The sequence below is a fragment of the Carboxylicivirga longa genome (assembly GCF_050589825.1).
GTDB classification, from domain to species: domain Bacteria; phylum Bacteroidota; class Bacteroidia; order Bacteroidales; family Marinilabiliaceae; genus Carboxylicivirga; species Carboxylicivirga longa.
This window is the reverse complement of record NZ_JBNGOZ010000015.1, coordinates 1-21,391: the sequence shown is the minus strand read 5'-3', so window position 1 is coordinate 21,391 and position 21,391 is coordinate 1. Positions and strand designations below refer to the sequence as shown.

Sequence of the window (21,391 nt, the reverse complement as noted above, 5' to 3'; positions counted from 1 at the left end):
TATAGAATACTCACTATTTGATACTAAAAAACGATGCTTGACTTTAGAGATACCATACAAAGCTGCTACGAATTTATTAAGCGTTCGCAGGAGCAGCAAAAATACCCTTATGCTTACGAGATATACCTGTTGACAGGCGCTCAGGAAACTGCCTTAACCTCCAGGACATCGGGCACCAACACCTTTAACCAGGACATAGAAAGTGCCGTTGAAAAAGCCAAACAAGCACATGGCACCTTACGGGTGGATGTTTTTGGGGGCAAAAGTCCCAATGCCCGTAGCCTAAATACCTACACCATTAACGTGAGTGGCCTGTTGAACCCGCCACAGAAACCCATGGAGAAGGCCGAGATAGTCACCATTGTTAAAGAGGAAATGAAGCAGCTGCAACCCCAGGGCAACACCAACGGACTGGGTGAGATTGATGGATTGCTGGGTTTGTTTACCGGTGAAAATGAGCAAGCCAGGGCCAAGGTAGAAGGCCTGTTTGGTCTGTTCAATGCACTCTCGGGCAACAGCAAGGAGGTGGAGCGCATCAATTACCAGAAGCAGCTGGATGATTTTAAGTTTGAGACACGCTTTACCAACCTGCAAGAACGTTGCGAAAAGCTGCGTGAAGAAAATGCAGAGCTGCGGGTGGAAAAAGAGCAGTTCTACACCGAGAATAAGGAGCTGAAAAAGGACAAATCAGAGCTGGAAAACCGCCTGGCAGGTTATGCGCCCAACGAATTAATGAAACGTGTGGCCGTGGGTGTTATCTCCGGCATTGGCGGACGCTTACTGAGCAACAGTCCCAAGACGGCAGAGCTGTTGGGCTTATCACCGGAGGAGCTGAAAGGCGCATTGGGTATTGTGGATGACTTCCAGGCTAGCAGCCGTGAGGCCGCACAGACCATACCGGATGCCGATGTGGAGATTAGCGAGGTGGGTGCGCCTCAGTCGCCGGAGGACAAGAAAAAAGCAGCCATCATCCAAAACCTGTCGGATGCCCTGATGACCTGGGAGCTGGAGGACGTGGCCAAGATAGCCAACATCGTGGGCTTGTGCCTAGATCAGGCCGGACTCATCAACAAAACACTCTTGTTCCTGAATCAATCCATGCAAGGTATTGAGGATGACCATCAGCAAGAGGTGCAATAAGATTTTCATCACTTATCAAAAACAGACGATTATGAGAACATTCAAAATAGGCATCACCATCGAGGCTGAAACGCCTGAAAGAGTAAAGGAAGTGGGCAACCTGATACAGCATGCCGTCAACAAGGTAGAGCAGGAAGATATGCTTAGGCTGTTGACCAAGGTGGTTAAGAATCCCGGCATCGTGAAGAAAGCCTTAAAATTCATCTAAAACATTAATACCGTGCATTTAGAAAAGGTAAATAAAGCATCCCTGCTTAGTGCAGGCATCAGCATTGGCGTGCCGGTGTTGGCCATCGGTTTGGGCTTTTACGCCCTGCGCAAGCTGTTAAGGCGCAACCCGGATGGCACATCATCAACGGTTGCACCCGCCTTAAAGGACATGGTGCTGCAAAGGGAGAACCTCACCATCACGCCCTCCGATGCCGCTTTGTATGCCAATACGCTGTACGGTGCCATGCTGGATTTTGGCACGGATGAACAGACCATTTACAGCACCATTGATAAAATACAGACCAAGGATGACATGCTTTTGGTGATAAAAGCTTTTGGTATGAAGATGTACCTGTGGGGAGGCCGTGCCGCCTTCCTGGGGCAGAACTACAACCTGATTGGTTGGCTGCGCTTTGAGCTTGGTGATAAGGAGATTGCCACTATCAAACCCAAATTCGATAGCTGGGGTATTCCTCTCTAACAGGCAATGCCTGATATAATTAAAACAGCAATAAGCTACTACATTAACTAGCTGGGGTTATGAACAAGAAGATCGCATATATTTCGGGAGGGGTGTTAACCACCGGGGCAATAGTAACAGGCGTATTACTTCTTCGCAGAAGAAACAAACGTAAACGTGGACTATTGCCCCCGGGTGGTTCCGATACACGTCCGGCCAATATACTCACTACTAACAATAATACATTGCCGGCCAACTTTCAAAACTGGAATGGCGGCACTGGCTACCTGGCCACTGTCCCCAGGGGCATCCGCAATAATAATCCGGGCAACCTGATTTACACCAACATCAAGTGGAACGGTAAGCTGCCCAAAGCGCAGAACAAAGACCGGCGTTTTGAGATGTTTATTGCACCGGTGTATGGGGTGCGAGCCATGATAAAAGACCTCAAAAACGATATTGAGAAGGGCAAGAACACGGTGCCGGCACTGATCGAGGAATACGCACCCAAATTCGAGAACAACACAGCCGCTTACATCAACACGGTATGCAAGGATTTAAAGGTGAGTAAAACAGCCAGGCTGTTACCAACCAAAAATACCCTTCGCCTCTTGGTGCTGTCCATATCCAGGGTGGAAAATGGAGGTAATTACATCAGCAACGACCTGTTTGACAGGGCTTATTTAATGATTTGATTTAAAGACACAAGTATCAAGATATAAGACACAAGACTAAGCATCATGTAAATCATCTTGATACTCAAATCTTAATACTTGATACTAAAAAAATATGGGAACAATCAAGATGTTTAGGGGAAACACCCCACCGTTATTGAAAAAGGGCGAATGGGCTTCGGATGGCCACTACGCTTATCTGGGCATGGAACACGGCCAATACAAAGTGTTTCAGGGCGTATTTGACATGAGCAAAGACCAGGAAGTAACAGGCTTTGAGTACGACCTGGGGCATAAAGCCATTATCATTCCCTCCGGCACACCCTTCTCCAAATTACAGCTTTTGTTTGATACGCTTCCCAAGGCCTTGAAATACCATACCAATGAGAAAGCCAGTATCGACATCATGTTTGAGGATGGTACTTACATCAACGACCTGGGCACCTTCCTGGTACTGCGTGATTTCTCCTATCAAATCAATGTTAAATCCCTTAGCAATAAGGTGGATGGCCTCTTGGGAACCTATGTAAAGCCGGTTGTTTTTCAGAGTGATAAGGCCATAGAGATATACAACAGTGCCATTAACTTCTCCGATATTCGTTTTGAATATGCTGATATGGGCCATGGCGCGATTGCCTATCTGAACAGCACCACCAACATAGATGACTGCTGCTTTGAGGCCAAAGTGAACCAGGCCTGTGTCTTTGACCGGGGCTATAACAAGATCGTATTCTCGGATACCTACTTCAAGATGAACCGGGATGTGGAAGATGCCATCCTGGATAAGGCATCGGTAGGCTCCTTCATTAACATCGCCCGAAGCAAGTCCGCACCGGAGTTCCGCCCCAAAACCATAGTGAAGTCATTGAGCGGTGGGATGATTATAGCCGGGAATGTGGAAGATTTATTGATTTCCGAAAAGAGTCCGGTGTATATGCCCAACGGAGGCGTGGAGATTCATGGCGGATTTGTTACCCGTCCCGATGGAAACATCGACATAGCCGTGCCAACCAAGCTGTCGCAGTTGGAAAATGACATGAACCTGACGGGTGATTTTGAGCAGCTGGAGAATAAGCCAACGACCATCACAGCCGAACAGGCCACGGCCATCGAAGCCGGTAAACGCAAGAACTCCTATCCAAAGGAAGATGCAGCCAAACTGGCCGGCATTGAGGAAAACGCCACATTGGGAGCCGACTGGGAAAGCAATGTGCAGAATAAGCCGGTAACCATCACAGCGGAGCAATCGGCAGCCATTGAAGCCAACACCCAAAAGCGCAGCTACCCACAGGTAGATGCCGATAAGCTGGCCGGCATTGAAGAAAACGCCACCGTAGGAGCCGATTGGGAAACCAATGTGCAGAACAAACCGGTAACCATTTCGTCACAGCAGGCAGCCGATATTGAGGCTAACAACAATAAGCGCAGTTACCCACAGGCGGATGAAGAGAAACTGGCCGGTATTGAGACCAACGCCACCTTGGGAGCTGACTGGGAAACCAATGTGCAGAACAAACCGGTAACCATTTCAGCGGAACAGGCAGCCGCCATTGAGGCCAACAACAATAAGCGTAGCTACCCACAGGCGGATGAAGAGAAACTGGCCGGTATTGAGGCCAACGCCACCTTGGGAGCTGACTGGGAAACCAACGTGCAGAACAAGCCCGTCACCATTTCGCCCGAACAGGCAGCCGCCATTGAGGCCAACAGTCAAAAAGTAAGCTACCCACAGGTGGATGCCCATAAGCTGGCCGGCATTGAAGAAAACGCCACGCTTGGAGCCGATTGGGAAAGCAATGTGCAGAATAAACCCGTTACCATTTCGCCCGAACAGGCAGCCGCCATCGAAACCAACAGCCAAAAGGTAAGTTACCCACAGGCAGATGCCGATAAGTTGGCCGGTATCGAGGCGAACGCTACTGTTGGAGCCGACTGGGACACTAATGTGCAGAATAAGCCGGTAACCATTTCACCGGAACAGGCAGCGGCCATTGAAACCAACAGCCAAAAGGTGAGCTATCCACAGGTAGATGCCGATAAGCTGGCCGGTATCGAGGCGAACGCCACCGTCGGAGCCGATTGGGAAACCAACGTGCAGAACAAACCCGTCACCATTTCGCCCGAACAGGCAGCGGCTATCGAGGCCAACAGTCAAAAAGTAAGTTACCCACAGGTGGATGCCCATAAGCTGGCCGGCATTGAAGAGAATGCCACCGTAGGCGCAGATTGGGAAAGCAATGTGCAGAACAAGCCGGTAACCATTTCAGCGGAGCAGGCAGCCGCCATCAAGGCCAACAACCAAAAGGTGAGCTACCCACAGGCGGATGCCGATAAGCTGGCGGGTATCGAAGAAAACGCTACGCTTGGAGCCGATTGGGACACCAACCTTCAAAACATACCGGACTTCCTGAAAAAGTTCCTGCAAGTGTATGCCGCTTCCGGCCTTTTCTCCGGGGAGGATTGGGAGGTGAAGCTGACTGAAATCCTAAACTTCCAAATCAACTTCATGAAAAACTTCGTGGAGGCCGATGTGGAAAGTCTCTCGGTTGATGTGGCCGGAAACAACCTGAAGCTAAGATTCAAAGATGAAAGGGATAAGACCATCACGCTTCAATAAACCATAGATGAATAAAACAGGCTACATATCAAGGATTCGTAAGGAATTACAGGATGGGCGTAAGCACTCTAAAACCACCATTGAGCGCATTGCCAAAGGCTACGGCATCACCAACAAGAATTTGGTGAAGGAATACACTGAGCTGGCAATCGTCCTGAACGCACGAGAGGTAGCGCACAATCATTCGTTGAGCACTTATGAGAAATACCTTGATATTGTAGCCCTTTATCAATCGCAGGTTAACCTGTCCATGCGCACCAGCATGAGCGTGCTGATGCAGCAATACTCAACGCCAGCACCCATTTCGTTTTTGGCATCCACTTATGTGCGAAGCACCAAGGAAGAGGCTTTGTATTTGGAGCCATCGGCAGGAAACGGCCTATTGACCGTTGCTTTGCCCTATCAACAAACCCACGTTAACGAGCTGGATGATGTACGGCTTAGCAACCTTAAGGAACAGCCCTTTGCCAAAGTAAGCTCCTGGGATGCTTTAAAGCCACCGGCAGCCTATGACAAGGCCTTTGACGGTGTGGTGACAAATCCGCCTTTCGGCAACCTGGCAGAGCCGATGCCATTTGGTAATTTTAAGATTAAGCGACTGGAACATGCCATGGCCTTAAAGGCCTTACGTTGCATGAAAGATGATGGTAAGGCCGCCATTATCATAGGAGGCCATACCTCATGGGATAAGCATGGTCGGGTATCTGCCGGACAAAACAGAATCTTCCTGAACTACCTGTATCACTTTTACCATGTGGAAGATATTATTCCCATCAATGGCAAGAAGCTCTATTCTCGCCAGGGTACTTCATTTAATACCCGGCTAATCCTGATTGATGGCGCAAAGGCAGTACCCCAAGGCGCTGCCCCCCTAAAAAACATGCTACACAGCACCATGGTCAACAGTCACGAAGCGCTTTGGGACAGGGTTTGGTTGGAAGATCCTACAAGCAATACAAATAACAAACAATTGAGCTTAGTGAAGTTGAGAGCTAAAGCCATACTTCTAAAACAAAAGCAGCATGAAGTCCGAAATTAAATTCCAGAAAAAAAGCATAACGATAAAGTTCAGTAGAAAACCACAGGAACATATTGTCTCTCGGTTAATTGAACTGGGCTTTTCAACCAATGATAACAAAAGCTTTATCCGCACTCAAAAATTGGCTCAAAACGAACACGAGTACCTGCAAGGAATGTTGGGTATTCAGGGCTTGGGCATGGCCTATATCCCGGCAGCCGAGAAAGGTTTTATCCTGGACACCACGGTGCCGGATTCCATGGGGCATGAGATGCACATTGCCATTCGTAAAGTCAAGAAAAGCATTGCTATGCCTTTGTTTGACTATGTGGCCGAAAAGCTGGATTATCAGAACGATGAATTGGTAAAGGCATTATCCTGCGAACAGATTGATGCGGTGGCCTTGGCCATCTATAATATCGAGAAGCGCAAGGAAGGCATTATCGTTGGCGACCAGACCGGTATCGGCAAAGGACGAACAGCTGCCGCCCTGATTCGCTATGGCGTGAAAAATGGCTTGCAGCCCATCTTCCTGTCCGAAAAGCCCAACCTGTTTACCGACCTGTACCGTGACCTGTCGGATATTGGCAGCTCCGGCCTGGTGCCTTTTATCGTGAACACCAAAGAAAGCAAGACCAATATCAAGGATAAAAGTGGTGAGGTGGTTTACAGCGCCCCGGAAAAACCCACCCAGGAGCGCATTATCAAAAGCCAGCAAATACCCGGCAACTACAATTTTTTGTGTGCCACCTATTCCCAGTTCAACCAGCCCAAGAAACCTGCCAAGCAGCAGTTTCTAATGGCCGTGGCCGGGAACAACATCATCATCATGGATGAGGCGCACAATGCTTCGGGCAGCTCCAATACGGGTGAGTTTATGCAGGATGTGTTGCGCCAGACCAAAGGCGTGTGTTTCCTGTCGGCCACCTTTGCCAAACGACCCGATAACATGCCCATTTATGCCCAAAAGACGTCCATGAGCGATGCCAATATGCCCAAGGAAGACCTGGTGGAAGCCATCTCCAAAGGTGGTGTGGCCTTGCAGGAAGTGCTGGCCGCACAGCTGGTTTCCGAAGGACAGATGATCCGGCGTGAGCGTTCCTTTGAGGGTGTGGAAGTCAACTACATTGAGCTGAAAGAAAAGGCCAAAGAACAGGCCGCCATAGCCGATAAGATAACCGCCATTATCCGAGATATAATAGGCTTTCAGGAGAAGTACATCAACAAACAGGTGAAGGAGCTGGATAAAATAGCGGCAGCCGAAAGCAAGGAAGTGGAAAGCCGCAAGGGAACCGAGAAAGCCGGGGTTGATAACATACCCTACTTCTCCAAGGTGTTTAATGTTATCAATCAACTGCTGTTCAGTCTGAACGCTGCCGATGTGGCCGACCATGCCATTCAGCGATTGAAAGAAGGCAAAAAACCCATTATCGCCTTTGCCTCTACCATGGGAAGTTTCCTGGAGGGCATGGCCAAGGCAGATGATGTGATAAACGGTGATTTTTCAAGTGTATTGGAAAAGGGATTGGATTCAGTTCTTCGCTATACAGAGAAGGATATTGATGGACAATCGGAAGGTAAACAATTCAATATTGCAGACCTATCAGAAGATGCTCAATTGGCTTACTACGATATTATCAGGAGAATTGAACAGGCATCCACAGGAATAACCATCAGTCCGCTTGATTTGATTATCCAGAAGATTAAGGAAGCCGGGTATAGCGTGGGTGAAGTGACCGGACGTAAGCTTTGTGTGCAGTACAACTCCACCAGGGCAAAGAATACCACCGCCCTGGTGATGAGCCGAAAAAAGGAAAATACGGCTGACCTGTTCAGACGATTTAATGACAATGAGATTGATTGCCTGCTCATTAACCAGAGTGGTTCCACCGGAGCTTCGGCTCATGCCATCGTCACCGATAAGGTAGCAGCCGGACAGGTGAAGCAGCGTGTGATGGTGATACTCCAACCGGAGCTGAACATCAATACCGAGATTCAAAAGCGTGGGCGTATCAACCGCACCGGGCAGATCATGAAACCGATTTACGACTACATTATCTCGTCCATACCGGCACAGAAGCGCTTTATGATGATGCTTAAAAAGAAGCTGAAATCATTGGATGCCAACACCACCTCCAACCAAAAGAGCAGTAAGTCACAACTGGAGTCCGATGACTTCCTGAATAAATACGGTAATAAAGTGGTTCGCCAATACATGCTGGAGAACCCTGAACTCAACAAAGCCTTGGATAATCCCCTGAAATTTGAAAGTAAGGAAAGCGATGAGACACCCACCGAAGGTGATGCCTCAAAAGTTACCGGGCGTGTGGCCGTGTTGTCAGTTAAGGAACAGGAGAAGTTTTACCAGGAAGTCATTGAGCGCTATAACGATTACGTGGAATACCTTAAGCAGGCCGATGAGTATGACTTGGAGGTGGAAATCCTGGATTTAAAAGCCGTATCCCTTGATAAAAACGTGGTGATTGCCGGGAAAGGCGGTCGCTCTGTTTTTGGGAATGATACCTTTTTGGAAAAATGTGAATGCAACGTGCTCAAGAAACCTTACGGCAAGGCGGAGCTGGAGAAGCTGATTAAAAAGCACCGGGACGGCAAAGACCCGGACAGCCAGGCCGAAGTAATTATGGCCGCCCACGAAAAGCATGTGGAAAGCAAGCTGGCCGATGACTTAAAAGACCTTGAAAGCAAGTACAAAGACTTGCTGAATGGCATTAGCGAAGAAAAAGGCTATCAGAAGATTCCCGTGTTTGAGAAGCAAGAGCGGATGCGCTACATTGCCGAGCGTGAAGATGAAATATTGGAAGCCCAAGGGCTGGATGAGAGCCGCATTAAAACGCAAAGCCAAAACCGCAAGAGCTACCTGAATAACTTCTTCAGGTTCTTTAGAGTTGGCCATGGCTATTTCTATCCGGCCTTGAGTTTTGAAAGCGATAGCAGCGATAATTCATACTGCATATTCTTAGGCTTTGATATTAACTCCAAACGTAAGAACCCCTATGCCCCATCAGCTGTTAAGCTGCGTTTTGCCATTGCCGACAGTCGCAAATACATAGTGCTGCCTGCATCGGGCGATACCGCCAAAGAAATTGAGCGCATCCAGGCACGTAGCTTCCAGCTAACTACCACACAAAAGGAAAGCCTGATTGATAAGTGGGATGAAGCCATTAAGGATTTTACCCTGGATAGGCAAATCCGCTACATCGTAACGGGGAATATCCTACAAGGATCGGCTGACTTCTCCGGTAAGCTGGTGAGTTTTACCACCAAAGGCAAAGGTGTGCAGAAAGGCATTTTAATGAGTGAAGCCTGGTCGCCCGATAACAACGACAACAAGGCAAACAGCTATGTGGTGGCACCCATTGCCAAGCTTCAAAAGCACATCATGAGCCTGCGCAGTGGCGCAAGCATCACCACCGAAAACAAGATTACCATTGCCCGGCATTATGATGATACTTTCAAAATCATCATGACCAAAACCAAGAGCCATATTCCCATTTATACCGATAAGGAGGTGGTGAAGCTACTGGTGAATCATCGGGATGGTTTCGAGATGGTATCGGGCAATATGAAAGCCTCGGTGAGCACCGATAAAATGGCCAGGCTATTGTGTTTATTGGGGGAGCGATTCAGCTTATCCGTGAAGATACCACGCTATTACTACGATGAATTTCTGGATAAGGGAACGAAACCCGGCCACCCAAGCGATAGCCTGACCAGGGAGGCCATGGAACTGTTTGAGCAGGATAAAAAGGCCTTTCCCAAGCGCCTGGCTCAGCAAAAGCAGAGCGCACCCAAAGGTAAAACGGTGAGCATTGAAAAGGGCAAACAACTAAAGCTTGTAAAGTTGCGTGCCAAGGCCATCATGATTAAGCAAAAGCAGCTAAAAGCCGTGGCCGGATTGGGTGTTCATTCAAAAATAAAAATCCTGGTATGAGCAAAGCCATAGAGTTAAGAATCGACCATTTTCCTGAATTAGGAGGGCTGGATGATGAAGTGGAAAAAGCCTTGCAGGAGAAACAAAAGAACCGGCAGTTTAAGGACGCAGGCAAGCGGGTGCATGGCTCCCGGAAGGAACAGGCCATGTACAACAAGCTCATAAGCAGCAGCGATTTAAACAGCATCGAACAGGACGAGGCCACCGCCATCGAACTCATAAAAAAGGACAAAGTATTCCCAAAGATTGACCCACAGGCCGAAAAGGAAAACGGCACGGATGCCGGTTGTGCTTTTTTGAAAGTTAAGATTCGCCAGGCCTTCCCGGCCAAGCCGCATACCAACAGCAAAGTGGCCAGGGAGCAATATGTACTTATGGCGGAGGCCTTTGTTAGCGCGCTCAACGATGCCATCAGCATCACGGACTTACAAAAGCTCGATACCATTGCCAGTAATGGTGAAATCGTTGGGAAGCATGATTTTGGTTTGGTATTCGGCAAGGCGCTTCGCAATATTGTCTTTACCATAAGGGGCTACCGCACGAGTAGTGCGGTCAGGGAAACCTATCTGAAAGCCCTTGAGTATTCAGGCATCACCGAAGAACAGGCAGCGCCCCATGCACAGCGGCTGAAAGATCACAGCGATAATCGGATCAAACGTCAGCAGGACTGTATTGATTCGGCCAGGCAAATTATTTCTGTGGCCGACATGAGGCGGCACAAGCAAAACGACCTGAGCTTTAAAGGCGGTATGCTGAATAGCATCAGAACCGTGGAGGACTACGTGCGCTATGTAACCCAGGTGTGCACCCGCTTTATCAATGACGCAAAGCGTGAATACGACCATAAAAAGGAGCTATATCCTTACAAGGCATCTAAGCCGGATTGGAGCTGGGCAGAAACCAAGAAAACAAGCAAGTCTCAAAGCAGCAGTAAGCCAAAGATAGAAGCCGTACCGTTAACCTACATCAAGCGGACAGGTGGCTTGTTGATAGAGGAAGCGGATGAAAATACGGTTATCCATAAGCTGCATTTTAAATCGCTCACCCTGGGTAACTATGTGAAAGATGATGAAGCCGGTGAGCATATTCGTCATTTTGTTGCCGCCATTGTTGACCTGTGCGAGGTGCTTGACATCAACCTCTCCATCAACGAAGCCCTGGCCATCGCCTTTGGGGCTTTCGGTCGTGGTGGCAAGGCAATGGCCACCTATTACCCAACACGTCAGCTCATCAACCTGACCAAACGCAATGGTGATGGCACAGTCGCCCATGAGTGGGGCCATTACTTCGACCATTTTCTGAATGGCCTAAAGTTGTCAACTAAACCCTTGAGTTCAGAAAACTATCTGAATACCATTATTAACAGCTTAGGGCATCGCAAAAAGTATTTTATCGGAGGAAAGTCATCGCCAACACAGGATTGGTTTAAGTCAATTTTAAAAGTGGCTTTGGAGGATCATATACCCCAAACAATGCTTCAACAGAGCATTGCCCGGTTAATTGTGATGTTGCGATTTGGTTATTACGGTGCAGAAGGCGGTGTCTGTGTGAGCTATGATAATTTTAATTCAGACGGCTCAAAAAAGCGCCCCACAGACAGCTACCTTTATCACTATTCCAAACTTCAGGGGGATTATTGGAAAGATATTGCGGAGCTGTTTGCCCGAAGCTTCGAGTGCTATGTGTACGACAAGCTAAAGGAAAAGAACCGGGTGAATAACTACCTGGTGTCCGGTGCCATGTTTTCCCACCCTGTCTATCCACAGGGTAAGGAACGCCTTTACATCAACAAGTGCTTCGATAACCTGATTTATGCCATCAAGGCGCATTTATCCATTAAACCCTTTGAGGCATTCACCGATAAGCGTGCCGATGAATACATCGACTTCACCAAAGAGGGAGCTGTGAACAAAGGCGTGATCGTAGGCAAAGAGCGCAAGCTGAAACTGGCCAAAGTCAGGGCTAAAGCCATTCGCATCATGCAAAAACAAGCCCTTGTGAAGGGCAGCGACTCCTGACGGGGAGAACGAGATATACCGACTTGAAAAGTGAAAAGTATAACATATAACAATATTAGTATGAAACTGACAATCAAAAACTACAAGGAAGCCACCAGGAATATCGACTTCAAAAAGTTGCCGGAAGCAGCACAGGAAGCCCATAAGGAGTTTGATTCATTTGCCGATTTCTACAACGAGGATAAGGACATCAAAGAGATGTTGGATAATCATTTCAAAATCGTTGAACCCTACCTACAGGATTCGGGAAAGAAAAGTCCTGCATCGAAGAAAGCACCGAAGAAAGCCGCTGCCAAAAAATCAGGCGCATCCACCAAGGGCGACAGGAAAAAGAAGCCCGCTAAAACAAGTGCCGGGAAGAAAACAGCCGCACGCAAAGCGGCCAGGCGGAAGCCCCATGAAGTAGATGTGATGCCCCTGGAGATAAAGATTATCCGCCGGTACATCAATATGCACGGTAAGAAAGTCAACGAACGGCAGGTGTCCTTGCTCTATAAGGTGATTCAAAAGGCCGCCACCGAAAAGACCATCCGTAAAAGCAGCAAGTATGCCGATGAAATTAAGAAGATAGGCAATGACCTGATCAGTACCTATAAGCAAATGGATGGTACCTGTACCTTTGATGTGCCCCAGGCCTTATTCAACAAGTTGAAAGGTATTGTTGATGGCTATGGTGTTACGCCGGCTATTGCGCTGATTAAGCGCTTTATCAACCTCTATGGTAATATCACCAAAACCAAGGCACAACGCCTGCTCACGAGTGTTAGCAATTCCCTTAAAAACGGTAAAGTGTCCAAGGCTGATAAGGAATACGAGCAAATCAAAAACGTTCAAAAGCATCTGCACGATTACCTGGAGAGTGATAAGCTATTGGTGACCAATATTCAGCTGAACGGACTAAAGGGACTTGCCGGCTTGGAAAAGTAAGCGCCACTACTTCACAGCCCAAAAGTGGTGGCACAATTAAGCGGGCAGCAGTGCAAGGTATTACGACAACAGCAAGTGTAGCACCTAATCAGGTGGTATCTGCCAATCAGCTGGCCAAGATGAAATTTTCAACACTTTCGCTGACCGGGAAGTTCGGTAAATTACTTGGGAAGCCTTACAAACCGTTCTTCCTGATGATTTACGGACAGCGCTTTCATGGTAAAAGTTCGGTGGCTTTATTGTTTGCCAATGTGCTGGCAAAAGGTGGCTTGAAGGTGCTCTATGTCTCCAACGAGGAAGGTGTAAAGGGGTCGCTCCAGGAGAAGCTGTTGCGATTGAAGATCAGCCACCCCATTGACTTTGTGGAGAACTACGACACCGGGCAATTCAAGGGCTACAATGCGGTATTCCTGGATAGTACACAAACGGTTGGTATGAAACCGGATGCGTTTAAGGCACTCAAGCAACGCTATCCCAATACATCATTTATCCTGGTGTTTAAAGCCAATCGTGATGGCTCGTCCAAGGGTGGAACGGACTGGGAACATGATGTGGATGCCATCATGCATATCGAAAATCAAAGTGCTACCATGGAGAAGAACCGTTTTCCGGGCGGTAGCACCGAAACCATTAAAATCTTTTAGGCATGGAGGAAATGACAATAAAATTCTATTGGGTGGTGATAGCCGGCTTAAGCTCATTAATGGTGGGTGTGGTTTCGTTTGTGATACGCAATGCCATCTCAAAAAACGCCACCAAGGAAACGGTGGAAGCGAAAACCGATTTGCTGGAGAAGGATATTCAGCATTTAAGCAAGGTGATGGAAAGTGCGGAGAACAAGTTTGCCATCCTGCATAAGCGCATATCCGATTTACGGGACAGCTCCAAGGAGATTTACGTGAGTAAGGAACTGTTTCACCAGACCATTAAGCAGCTCAATGATAAGCTGGATACCATCCTAAAATTTGTAGAACGATGATAGGCAAGGCCTGATTTAATATACAATAAATGAGACTATTTAGAAAACTAGCCAATGCAGGCACAGCTGAAACACTCAAAATAGGCACAAAGCTCATTGATGAGATATTTACCACGCAGGAAGAAAAGCTCCAGGGAAAAATGGAGCTTTTTAAAATGGCGGTTGCCGACCGGGATTCAGCTCGACGTATGTACGCTCAGGATAGCTGGCTGCAAAAGACCTTTGCCATCTTCTTTCTGTTAGCCTGGTGCCTTCTGACCTTCGTGATGCTTAACTACTTTGTTTTCCAGACCATTGAATTAAAGGATTGGCAGATCGCTTTTGTGAGCAGTATCAACGGGGGTATCTCCACCAAACTCAGCACCATTATTGACTTTCTGTTCGGGGGTGCCATTTCCGGGATTAACCATGTAAACCTTAAAACTAAACGTAAAGATGCAAAGGACTTTTGATGAACTTTTTGATGGCGTGATAAAGCACGAAGGCTATTATGCCAATGTAAGCGGGGATAAAGGCGGTGAAACCTACATGGGTATCGCCCGAAACTTACACCCGGATTGGGAAGGCTGGCCATTGATTGATGCCTATAAACAGAAAGTGGGAACCATCAGGCACAATGCCCGGATAGATATTGAAGGTTTAACAAACCAGGTAAAGGAATTTTATAGACATACTTTTTACCAAACCTATCGCATCGAGGCCATTAATAACGGGGCTTTGCAGGAAATCATTTTCGACTGGTGCGTCAATAGTGGCTACTGGGGGAGCTGTGGCGTGCAGAAAGTCCTGAACCGCCTCTTTGACTGCGACCTTAAACTGGATGGCATCATCGGTAATCAGACCATTGCGGCCATCAACGCCTGCCATCCGCAGCAACTCTTTAATGCCATCAAATCGGCACGCATCCACTATTACCATGTCATCGCCAAAAAGGGGCAGAATGCTAAGTTTTTGAAAGGGTGGTTGAGGAGGGTGGAAGATTTTAGGTTTTTTGTGGATAGTATCTAGTTATTTAGAATAAATTTAAATTGAACAAGAAATATAGCAATATATAGCTGTTTAGACGAGGTGATATAGTAATTTAATAATCAATTCGGAATCAATAATTGTATTAATTATATTTAATATATAAATTCGAGTCGCTGAATAACCTGTAGTTAGACTCATCTTTTATACTAGTATTGATGGAGCTAAAATTTATAAAACTTATGATGGTGAGTATAGCTGGGAACAAATTACTGCGTTCACTAATTTACACAGTGTCCAATTATTTAGTGATAATAAAGTAATGATTTTAGGTTTGAAGAATTGCCTTTAAACAGGCGTTACAGATAATTATATTTAGTAATCCCGACTTTAGTTGGATAATAGTGATAATCTTATGAAGATCTTTTTGTTAGAACATTTGTATTTAATGATTTTTGTAGTAACTGTTGTTGTTTTTGTTGTTTTATATAGTCTTTATGGACAACGTAAAATAAAGACAATATTGAGAAGTTTAATAACAATCATAAGTGGCGTAGCCATTATATATTTTTACATCGTAACAAGTGGAGATTTAATTAATATTAAATCATTTGATTCATTGATGATGTCTTTTTTGATGGTAATCTTTGTTTTAGCTTTAGGTATTTTTAAATTTTATTCGATTAACAATGTTTATAAGGATAATTTTTCATTTTTATTTCCGATAGTTATTGCAGGAATAATTTTACCTATCATCTCAGCAATTTTTAGGATTGATAACTATGTAAATTATATGCTTATTTTTGGTTTATCACTATGGCCTCTTGTATCTAGAATTAAACAAAATAGAATTGATCTCTTTGAAATAATCTATTTAATAGAAATTCCCGTTCTGCTTTATGCTTCATTTTGTTTGGGACGCTCTTATTTGCCTTTACCAATAATTGCTATTTTAGGGTCAGGGCTTTTTCTCCTTTCAAAAGAAGGAGAACCAAAAAAACATACAATTGAAGAAGCGGCAGTGAGATTTGCACGTTGGTGTGATAGATTTAGGTATATAAATTCAGATACGCAGTTTAAATATCAATGTTCTTGTTCTGATTCTGGTAAATGTTGTTTTTTTCAGTCCGCTCCCAATGGCATAAGTGTAGATAATTACAGAAAGAGTATATGTCCCTGCTATGAAGAAATCGATGAGAAGTTGTTTTATGCGGTCAATAAGGTAAGCAAACAAGAATATTATAGTAGTTCTAATAATAACATGTCGAAAGATTCTTTTTCAAGTAGAGAATACTCTGATAATCGCACTAAAAAGATTGACCCATACACTTTGGATCTTTCAGAAATAATATTTCGTATAGGTTCTAACGATGCTTCTAACGATGCAAAATTTTGTGAGTATAATTACAGTGGAGAATGTAGTATCATTCATGATGATTGTGCTATGCAAAGTTCTAGTGGAGCAAGTTGTGGCAATCCAGATGCGTATAAAGAAGCTTTGATTGAAAGGAATAGACATTTACTTGAACACAAATAATTCTGATGTAATTACTTTGTCTTTTATCATTGTTGTTTGGTAAACTGGAATGGTTTTAATATTATAAGTGCTTGATTTGAAAATCGGGCACTTAAAGTTTACAAAAGTAGGCTTCCTAAAATTTCAGGGGATAGCTTAATGTCTGATTAAGTCGTAACTATTACAATTTAGGTGTAAAATTTCCCAGTTTGTAATGTAACATTCAAAAATTGGACTGTATCTAAAGAGTAATTATAAAAGTTATCAACACTTCTTTCTGCTATTTATTTTTGGTTTTTACCATTGAATGTATGCCAATTTGTATGTCCGTAAATTTTTAGAAGGATAGGTGAGCGGTATGTAAGTTCTTCATTGTTAACTAATTGAAGAGGTTGTGATTCGTGGTGTTACGGTTGGCCGCATGAAGCTGTAGCAGAGTCGCGGTGATTGTCCGTCCGCAGGACGACTAGACAATCTGCGGGAGTCTGCACGACCAAAACCGCACTGCCGCCTGCTATGCTTTATTGCGGTTTGTTAGCGGTTGTTATTTCTTATCAGTTTTTCTAGTGTGTCGTAAACCTTATTACTTTGTCCTATGCGGACGTTAATCTTAAGTCTTTCTGATTCATTTTCTTTGTTTATAAAGTCAATTTGGTCATAACAAATATATTCTTTATGCCAATGTCCTGAATAACGAGAGCTAAATGACCAGTAGTTCAGTCTTACGTCAATTTTGTTTTTGTCTGTCAGATTGATTTCCGTGTTAGGAATCCAAAATGCTATATATTCAACAACTATTTTGTCTGAAAATATTTTGAGTCTACATGCATAATGGCTAATTGTAAAAAACCAAAATCCGAATATTATTGTAGGATAGATTAAAGAGTCTGGGAATTCAACTTTTATTATAAAAAACACATAGCAAACCACCGAAATTAATGACCCAATAACAAAAGAAATAGGTGTTTTACTTGTATAAATTGGCTTATTACTCATTTGTTCTATCTTGTTTTTTTAATAACCGCTAACGGCCTGCCGCATGGAGCGTAAAGAAATTTAACCAGACTAACTTTCCCAATTGAGCAGAGCCAAAGCGTTGATTTGTTTTTATCTTTTCATTTTTAAAGCCAAATCAGCGATTTGGCGTTGGTTGCCGAAGCGACGAAACGCCCAAGATGCTCTTGCTCCTTTATGCTCTATTGCGGTTTGTTGCCAACCGTTTTTTCTATTTTTCTAATAAGTTCAATATTATATTTCTCTATATCTGAAAGCGTACGAAAAATTGAATCAGAGTTGTTTGTAAATGGTTTGTACCAATTGTTTTTCGCGTAATACTCCTTTAGGTCTTTTGAATTAAACTTGTACCCTTTATAAGCAAAAATTTCATTTCGAATTATTCTTAATTCGTTCTTTGAATAGTTTTCAAGGTAGTCATTGTTTAATTTTACTAATGATACAATTCCATATTCCCTATTATAAAGTGAACTTTCTAGTTCTTTACTTATTAACAGATCTTTGTTAAATCTATTAATATGAACTAATGTTGCATTATAAATGTCAATATGTTCTTCGACCATTGGGACAATTAAATTTGCTTTCTGTGTCATTGCTGAATCGACATTCATTTTTTCATTAAGAGTTCTGTATTCTTTTGGTGCAATACTCATAAAATAATATGGAGCTTCTTCAATCCCAAATCCACCATAATCTTCACTTAACCATTGTCTACCGATTACATATCTTTTCCCATTAATAACTCTAATGTCTTCAACTTCAAATTCCCTGTTAAATACCTCTTTTATAGAATCTCCTGTATATTCTAGAATTGATGTTGTATTAAGGCAACAACCATATTGAAATCCTGTTAGCCATAAAAACACTCTTTTATTCTCGAAAAAAATTCCCAAATGGTTTGCTATTTGCTTATCTGATTTCTGATATAAATCAGGCTTAGTTACCCAGACATCATCATTTACAAACGAAATAGAATCAGTTCCTTTTATAATTGTAATTTTAGTAAATTGTGTTTTTTCAAATTCTTCTTCACTTAGGTCATAAAACATGATTTCTTCAGTTGTTCCGTCTCTATTAATGTCACACTGAACTTTATAATTTGGTTCTTGACTATATACGGTTGATTGAAGTATAAATAAGAAGATAAAAAGTTGAAAAAGGTGTTTCATGTACTATTTTTAAATGGTTGGCAACGGTTGGGCCATATGAAGTGGCCCGAGGGGCGTGTGGTATATCCGCTTTCTTATTTGTGCTAAAGCTGGCGCGGGAGCTGAACTCCCAAATCCCGCCAAAGCCAGGGCTACTTTATGATGGCTTGTTAGGCACAGGATTTTATTGTTTTAACAAAAAATATTTCCTTTTCTTCATATAAGTACTTCCCCAAAAGAAGTATCTCTTTCTTTTACTTATTGCTTGAGCTTTTCTACTAATTTTTCCGTTTTCATTGACGATAAATAGTTTTTGATTTTTTATTGCAAAAACCATTGAATCTACTTTTATGTCAGACCAATCTACAATTTCTAAATTGTCAAGAAAGTCTAACTGATTAATGTCTGGTTCTTTTTGTTTCAGTAAGTGATTGCTTATACTGTCTAGAGCCCAAGAAGTAATCTTTCCTACAGAAATCAAGCTATCTAAATCACCATAGTCATCTTTTGTAAATTGAATTGTCAATCGTCCATTGTTAATTCTGAAAGTACCTTTCCCATATTGGTGAAACATATCACCGCCTTTATAATAATTAAATGTAGAGTCGTTTTTTAGGACTAATTCTTCTACGAAGAACCCTATTTGAGCCACATTACTCTTGTAAATTCCACAAATGTTCTCTTGGGCATACATTTGCATGCTTAATGTGAGATTTAGTATATTTATAATCGGAACTCTCATCTTATTCTTCTGACTAACGTAAAAACTAGACTCTATATTTCAATGACTTACAAAGTCCTACTATTACACAATGTAGTTATGCAAATTCTACTACGTTAGCTTCAGAAATCAATAAACTTAAAATGTATTGATTACCTTGTTTTAAAATCAATTCCATGGGTTTATAGAGGGAATTGTGCCTAACGGCCTGCCGCATGGTGTTGTAAGGCGATTTAACCAAGCTAACTTTTCTAATTGAGCTGAGCCAAAGCACTGTATTTGTTTTTAACTTTTTATGTCTAAAGCCAAATCAGTGATTTGGCGTTGTTTGCCGAAGTTACTAGCCTTCCAAAATAAAGCAACACGCCTTATACACTATTGCGGTTTGTTAGCGGCTGGCATTATTTCATTGTCTGCTTATCATCCCTTTATGCCTTAGACATACGTCTCAATACTTCTATTTTTTCTTGTCATTGTAAGTCCAGTAAATAACAAGAATACTCCAAAAATCAACATTGAGATTGCTTGTAATAATTCCGAGCTAGTTGTTCCAATAAAATAAATCGCCATTAGAATTAAAACGAATGAACCTAATGACAAAATCACTGATAAAACAATGGATAGAGTTCTATTTTTCCAGTATAGTTGTCCGATTAAACATACAAACAATGGTAGAATAAAAGAAAGAAGGGCGATATCCCAAACATCAATTGAGTTCTGAATCAGGTTAAATTTTGCAATTTCAAATAGTATTAATCCAATTGAAATTATAAATACAATTTCTTGCCAATACCTTAATAGTGTCTTTTGTGCTTTGGTTTTCATATTCATTCGTATTTAATCATTCGTATTTAAATTGCTGATTTATTTAACTTTCTCATTCGTATAAACGTTTAACTACGTCATTCTATTTTAATTATGTAGTGATGTTTTTTGCTTGCCGCTAACGGTTAGTATATGGCAAGTAGGCGATTGCGGGCTTCAAACTTATCAAACCGAGATGAAATTGAAACGGGCTACAACCCATGAATTTAGTACTTTCACGCCTATTTGCTATATACATTGTTGTAGGCAGTTTTTATTTTCCTCGCATTAATAATCATTCTTAGTCCTTGTATATAAACCGAAAATTGTATTACAAATAAAACCAACACGCTTGGGTAAGCCCAAAAGTCACTCCAATAGTTTTGTAAACTATCATTTTTATGCCGTAAATAAATCGGTAAATCAATTATAATAAATGTAAGAGGATGTCCTAATTTCCATACTCCATCTCCTAATTCTCTTGAATCCAAAACAGCACTTGGTGTATCATTCCAACTGTCAGACCAAAACATTGTCGCGATTAATATGAAAAACAATGAAGTCAGAAATCCAATTTTTATAGTCTTTGATAATCTTAAAGTTTGAAATATAGGCTGAAAAAATCTATGTGAAATTAATAGAATTGGGATTGAGATTAGTCCAGTCAATAAAGTCATTATTGGATTGACATTTCCCCAGTTTCCTTTTTCTAATAAATCGTCAGTAATTAAGTCAGTATATCTTGCAATAATCCAATATATTGAAATCAAACTAACAATAGTAGTCAAGATTATTAGAATTTTAATTATTGTTTTCATTAGTAATTAATTTTCGCAGTCGCTTCGTTCAAATTCTGACTAACGTCAAATTTTATAATTTACATTCCCTTGAAAGTTTGCACGTTAGCAAAAGAAATAAATAAACCTAAAAGGTATTGATTACATTGTCTTAAAATCAATTCCATCGGTTTATAGGGAGAATTGCCTACAACGGTCAGGCTATGAAGCGTAAGTGAGATTTTAACCGTGCTAACTTTCGAAACTCACGAAGCCAAAACGTTGTATTTGTCTATACCTTTTTCATTTTAAAAGCCAAATCAACGATTTGGCGCTGCTAGCCGAAGCTACGAACCAACCAAAACCAGTCGGCTCACTTATATACTCTATTTAAAAACAAGTTTTTAAGCCACTTTTTCCGTGGAGCCGTTAATATTTTTACCTCTTGGAT

19 protein-coding genes are annotated in these 21,391 nt (G+C 43.0%); 14 read left to right on the top strand and 5 right to left on the bottom strand.

All coding sequences use genetic code 11. The annotated features are described in order from the left end of the window. Positions 1-33: 33 nt before the first annotated feature. The 14 genes from ACRD7A_RS13315 to ACRD7A_RS13250 all read left to right on the top strand — a co-directional run bounded on the left by ACRD7A_RS13315 (position 34) and on the right by ACRD7A_RS13250 (position 16,498). A complete protein-coding gene (locus tag ACRD7A_RS13315) occupies positions 34-1,140 on the top strand; it encodes a hypothetical protein (protein ID WP_430811637.1) in 1,107 nt (368 codons plus the stop codon). A gap of 31 nt (positions 1,141-1,171) precedes the next feature. After that, entirely contained in the window at positions 1,172-1,348 is a 177-nt protein-coding gene (locus ACRD7A_RS13310) for a hypothetical protein (RefSeq protein WP_430811638.1), read from the top strand. 12 nt (positions 1,349-1,360) lie between these two features. Next, positions 1,361-1,831, top strand: coding sequence for a hypothetical protein (locus tag ACRD7A_RS13305; protein WP_430811639.1), 471 nt, complete (start codon positions 1,361-1,363; stop codon positions 1,829-1,831). A gap of 59 nt (positions 1,832-1,890) precedes the next feature. Further along, the gene (locus ACRD7A_RS13300) at positions 1,891-2,505 is read left to right on the top strand and encodes a hypothetical protein (protein ID WP_430811640.1); all 615 of its coding nucleotides are present in this window, start codon (positions 1,891-1,893) and stop codon (positions 2,503-2,505) included. A 94-nt stretch (positions 2,506-2,599) separates the two neighbouring features. Further along, positions 2,600-5,101 carry a hypothetical protein gene (locus tag ACRD7A_RS13295; protein WP_430811641.1) on the top strand — a complete coding sequence of 834 codons (2,502 nt, stop codon included), beginning with the start codon at positions 2,600-2,602 and terminating at the stop codon, positions 5,099-5,101. A 7-nt stretch (positions 5,102-5,108) separates the two neighbouring features. Continuing rightward, positions 5,109-6,140, top strand: a complete 1,032-nt coding sequence (locus tag ACRD7A_RS13290) for a hypothetical protein (RefSeq protein WP_430811642.1) — start codon at positions 5,109-5,111, stop codon at positions 6,138-6,140. Further along, positions 6,124-10,071 (top strand): strawberry notch-like NTP hydrolase domain-containing protein, encoded by a 3,948-nt coding sequence (locus tag ACRD7A_RS13285; protein WP_430811643.1) that lies wholly within the window; start codon positions 6,124-6,126, stop codon positions 10,069-10,071. Before ACRD7A_RS13290 ends, ACRD7A_RS13285 begins: the two co-directional genes overlap by 17 nt. Next, entirely contained in the window at positions 10,068-12,089 is a 2,022-nt protein-coding gene (locus tag ACRD7A_RS13280; protein WP_430811644.1) for an LPD1 domain-containing protein, read from the top strand. The genes ACRD7A_RS13285 and ACRD7A_RS13280 overlap by 4 nt, the downstream gene beginning before the upstream one ends. Positions 12,090-12,149: 60 nt before the next feature. After that, positions 12,150-13,016, top strand: coding sequence for a hypothetical protein (locus ACRD7A_RS13275; protein WP_430811645.1), 867 nt, complete (start codon positions 12,150-12,152; stop codon positions 13,014-13,016). A gap of 50 nt (positions 13,017-13,066) precedes the next feature. Further along, the gene (locus ACRD7A_RS13270) at positions 13,067-13,660 is read left to right on the top strand and encodes a P-loop NTPase family protein (RefSeq protein WP_430811646.1); all 594 of its coding nucleotides are present in this window, start codon (positions 13,067-13,069) and stop codon (positions 13,658-13,660) included. Positions 13,661-13,662: 2 nt separating this feature from the next. Continuing rightward, positions 13,663-13,995: a hypothetical protein gene (locus ACRD7A_RS13265; RefSeq protein WP_430811647.1), complete on the top strand. Its 333-nt coding sequence runs from the start codon at positions 13,663-13,665 to the stop codon at positions 13,993-13,995. A gap of 29 nt (positions 13,996-14,024) precedes the next feature. Beyond that, positions 14,025-14,447 (top strand): hypothetical protein, encoded by a 423-nt coding sequence (locus ACRD7A_RS13260; RefSeq protein WP_430811648.1) that lies wholly within the window; start codon positions 14,025-14,027, stop codon positions 14,445-14,447. Continuing rightward, positions 14,431-15,003, top strand: coding sequence for a glycoside hydrolase family 108 protein (locus ACRD7A_RS13255; RefSeq protein ID WP_430811649.1), 573 nt, complete (start codon positions 14,431-14,433; stop codon positions 15,001-15,003). Before ACRD7A_RS13260 ends, ACRD7A_RS13255 begins: the two co-directional genes overlap by 17 nt. 406 nt (positions 15,004-15,409) lie before the next feature. Next, entirely contained in the window at positions 15,410-16,498 is a 1,089-nt protein-coding gene (locus ACRD7A_RS13250; protein ID WP_430817949.1) for a hypothetical protein, read from the top strand. A 513-nt stretch (positions 16,499-17,011) separates the two neighbouring features. Here the strand turns inward: ACRD7A_RS13250 and ACRD7A_RS13245 are convergent. The 5 genes from ACRD7A_RS13245 to ACRD7A_RS13225 all read right to left on the bottom strand — a co-directional run bounded on the left by ACRD7A_RS13245 (position 17,012) and on the right by ACRD7A_RS13225 (position 20,982). Beyond that, on the bottom strand, positions 17,012-17,473 hold the full coding sequence (locus tag ACRD7A_RS13245) for a hypothetical protein (RefSeq protein ID WP_430811651.1): 462 nt from the start codon (positions 17,471-17,473) through the stop codon (positions 17,012-17,014). A gap of 200 nt (positions 17,474-17,673) precedes the next feature. Beyond that, positions 17,674-18,660 (bottom strand): YARHG domain-containing protein, encoded by a 987-nt coding sequence (locus tag ACRD7A_RS13240; RefSeq protein WP_430811652.1) that lies wholly within the window; start codon positions 18,658-18,660, stop codon positions 17,674-17,676. 163 nt (positions 18,661-18,823) lie between these two features. After that, positions 18,824-19,381 carry a hypothetical protein gene (locus ACRD7A_RS13235; protein ID WP_430811653.1) on the bottom strand — a complete coding sequence of 186 codons (558 nt, stop codon included), beginning with the start codon at positions 19,379-19,381 and terminating at the stop codon, positions 18,824-18,826. A gap of 414 nt (positions 19,382-19,795) precedes the next feature. Next, positions 19,796-20,185 carry a hypothetical protein gene (locus tag ACRD7A_RS13230; protein ID WP_430811654.1) on the bottom strand — a complete coding sequence of 130 codons (390 nt, stop codon included), beginning with the start codon at positions 20,183-20,185 and terminating at the stop codon, positions 19,796-19,798. A 221-nt stretch (positions 20,186-20,406) separates the two neighbouring features. Continuing rightward, the gene (locus tag ACRD7A_RS13225; protein WP_430811655.1) at positions 20,407-20,982 is read right to left on the bottom strand and encodes a hypothetical protein; all 576 of its coding nucleotides are present in this window, start codon (positions 20,980-20,982) and stop codon (positions 20,407-20,409) included. Positions 20,983-21,391: the final 409 nt, after the last annotated feature.

Coding starts and splice junctions, on each gene's coding strand:
- ACRD7A_RS13240 (WP_430811652.1), bottom strand. CDS start 18,660: ATGAAACACCTTTTTCAACTTTTTATCTTCTTATTTATACTTCAATCA.
- ACRD7A_RS13250 (WP_430817949.1), top strand. CDS start 15,410: ATGATTTTTGTAGTAACTGTTGTTGTTTTTGTTGTTTTATATAGTCTT.
- ACRD7A_RS13295 (WP_430811641.1), top strand. CDS start 2,600: ATGGGAACAATCAAGATGTTTAGGGGAAACACCCCACCGTTATTGAAA.
- ACRD7A_RS13285 (WP_430811643.1), top strand. CDS start 6,124: ATGAAGTCCGAAATTAAATTCCAGAAAAAAAGCATAACGATAAAGTTC.
- ACRD7A_RS13255 (WP_430811649.1), top strand. CDS start 14,431: ATGCAAAGGACTTTTGATGAACTTTTTGATGGCGTGATAAAGCACGAA.
- ACRD7A_RS13260 (WP_430811648.1), top strand. CDS start 14,025: ATGAGACTATTTAGAAAACTAGCCAATGCAGGCACAGCTGAAACACTC.
- ACRD7A_RS13225 (WP_430811655.1), bottom strand. CDS start 20,982: ATGAAAACAATAATTAAAATTCTAATAATCTTGACTACTATTGTTAGT.
- ACRD7A_RS13315 (WP_430811637.1), top strand. CDS start 34: ATGCTTGACTTTAGAGATACCATACAAAGCTGCTACGAATTTATTAAG.
- ACRD7A_RS13300 (WP_430811640.1), top strand. CDS start 1,891: ATGAACAAGAAGATCGCATATATTTCGGGAGGGGTGTTAACCACCGGG.
- ACRD7A_RS13280 (WP_430811644.1), top strand. CDS start 10,068: ATGAGCAAAGCCATAGAGTTAAGAATCGACCATTTTCCTGAATTAGGA.
- ACRD7A_RS13265 (WP_430811647.1), top strand. CDS start 13,663: ATGGAGGAAATGACAATAAAATTCTATTGGGTGGTGATAGCCGGCTTA.
- ACRD7A_RS13245 (WP_430811651.1), bottom strand. CDS start 17,473: ATGAGTAATAAGCCAATTTATACAAGTAAAACACCTATTTCTTTTGTT.
- ACRD7A_RS13235 (WP_430811653.1), bottom strand. CDS start 19,381: ATGAGAGTTCCGATTATAAATATACTAAATCTCACATTAAGCATGCAA.
- ACRD7A_RS13310 (WP_430811638.1), top strand. CDS start 1,172: ATGAGAACATTCAAAATAGGCATCACCATCGAGGCTGAAACGCCTGAA.
- ACRD7A_RS13290 (WP_430811642.1), top strand. CDS start 5,109: ATGAATAAAACAGGCTACATATCAAGGATTCGTAAGGAATTACAGGAT.
- ACRD7A_RS13275 (WP_430811645.1), top strand. CDS start 12,150: ATGAAACTGACAATCAAAAACTACAAGGAAGCCACCAGGAATATCGAC.
- ACRD7A_RS13230 (WP_430811654.1), bottom strand. CDS start 20,185: ATGAAAACCAAAGCACAAAAGACACTATTAAGGTATTGGCAAGAAATT.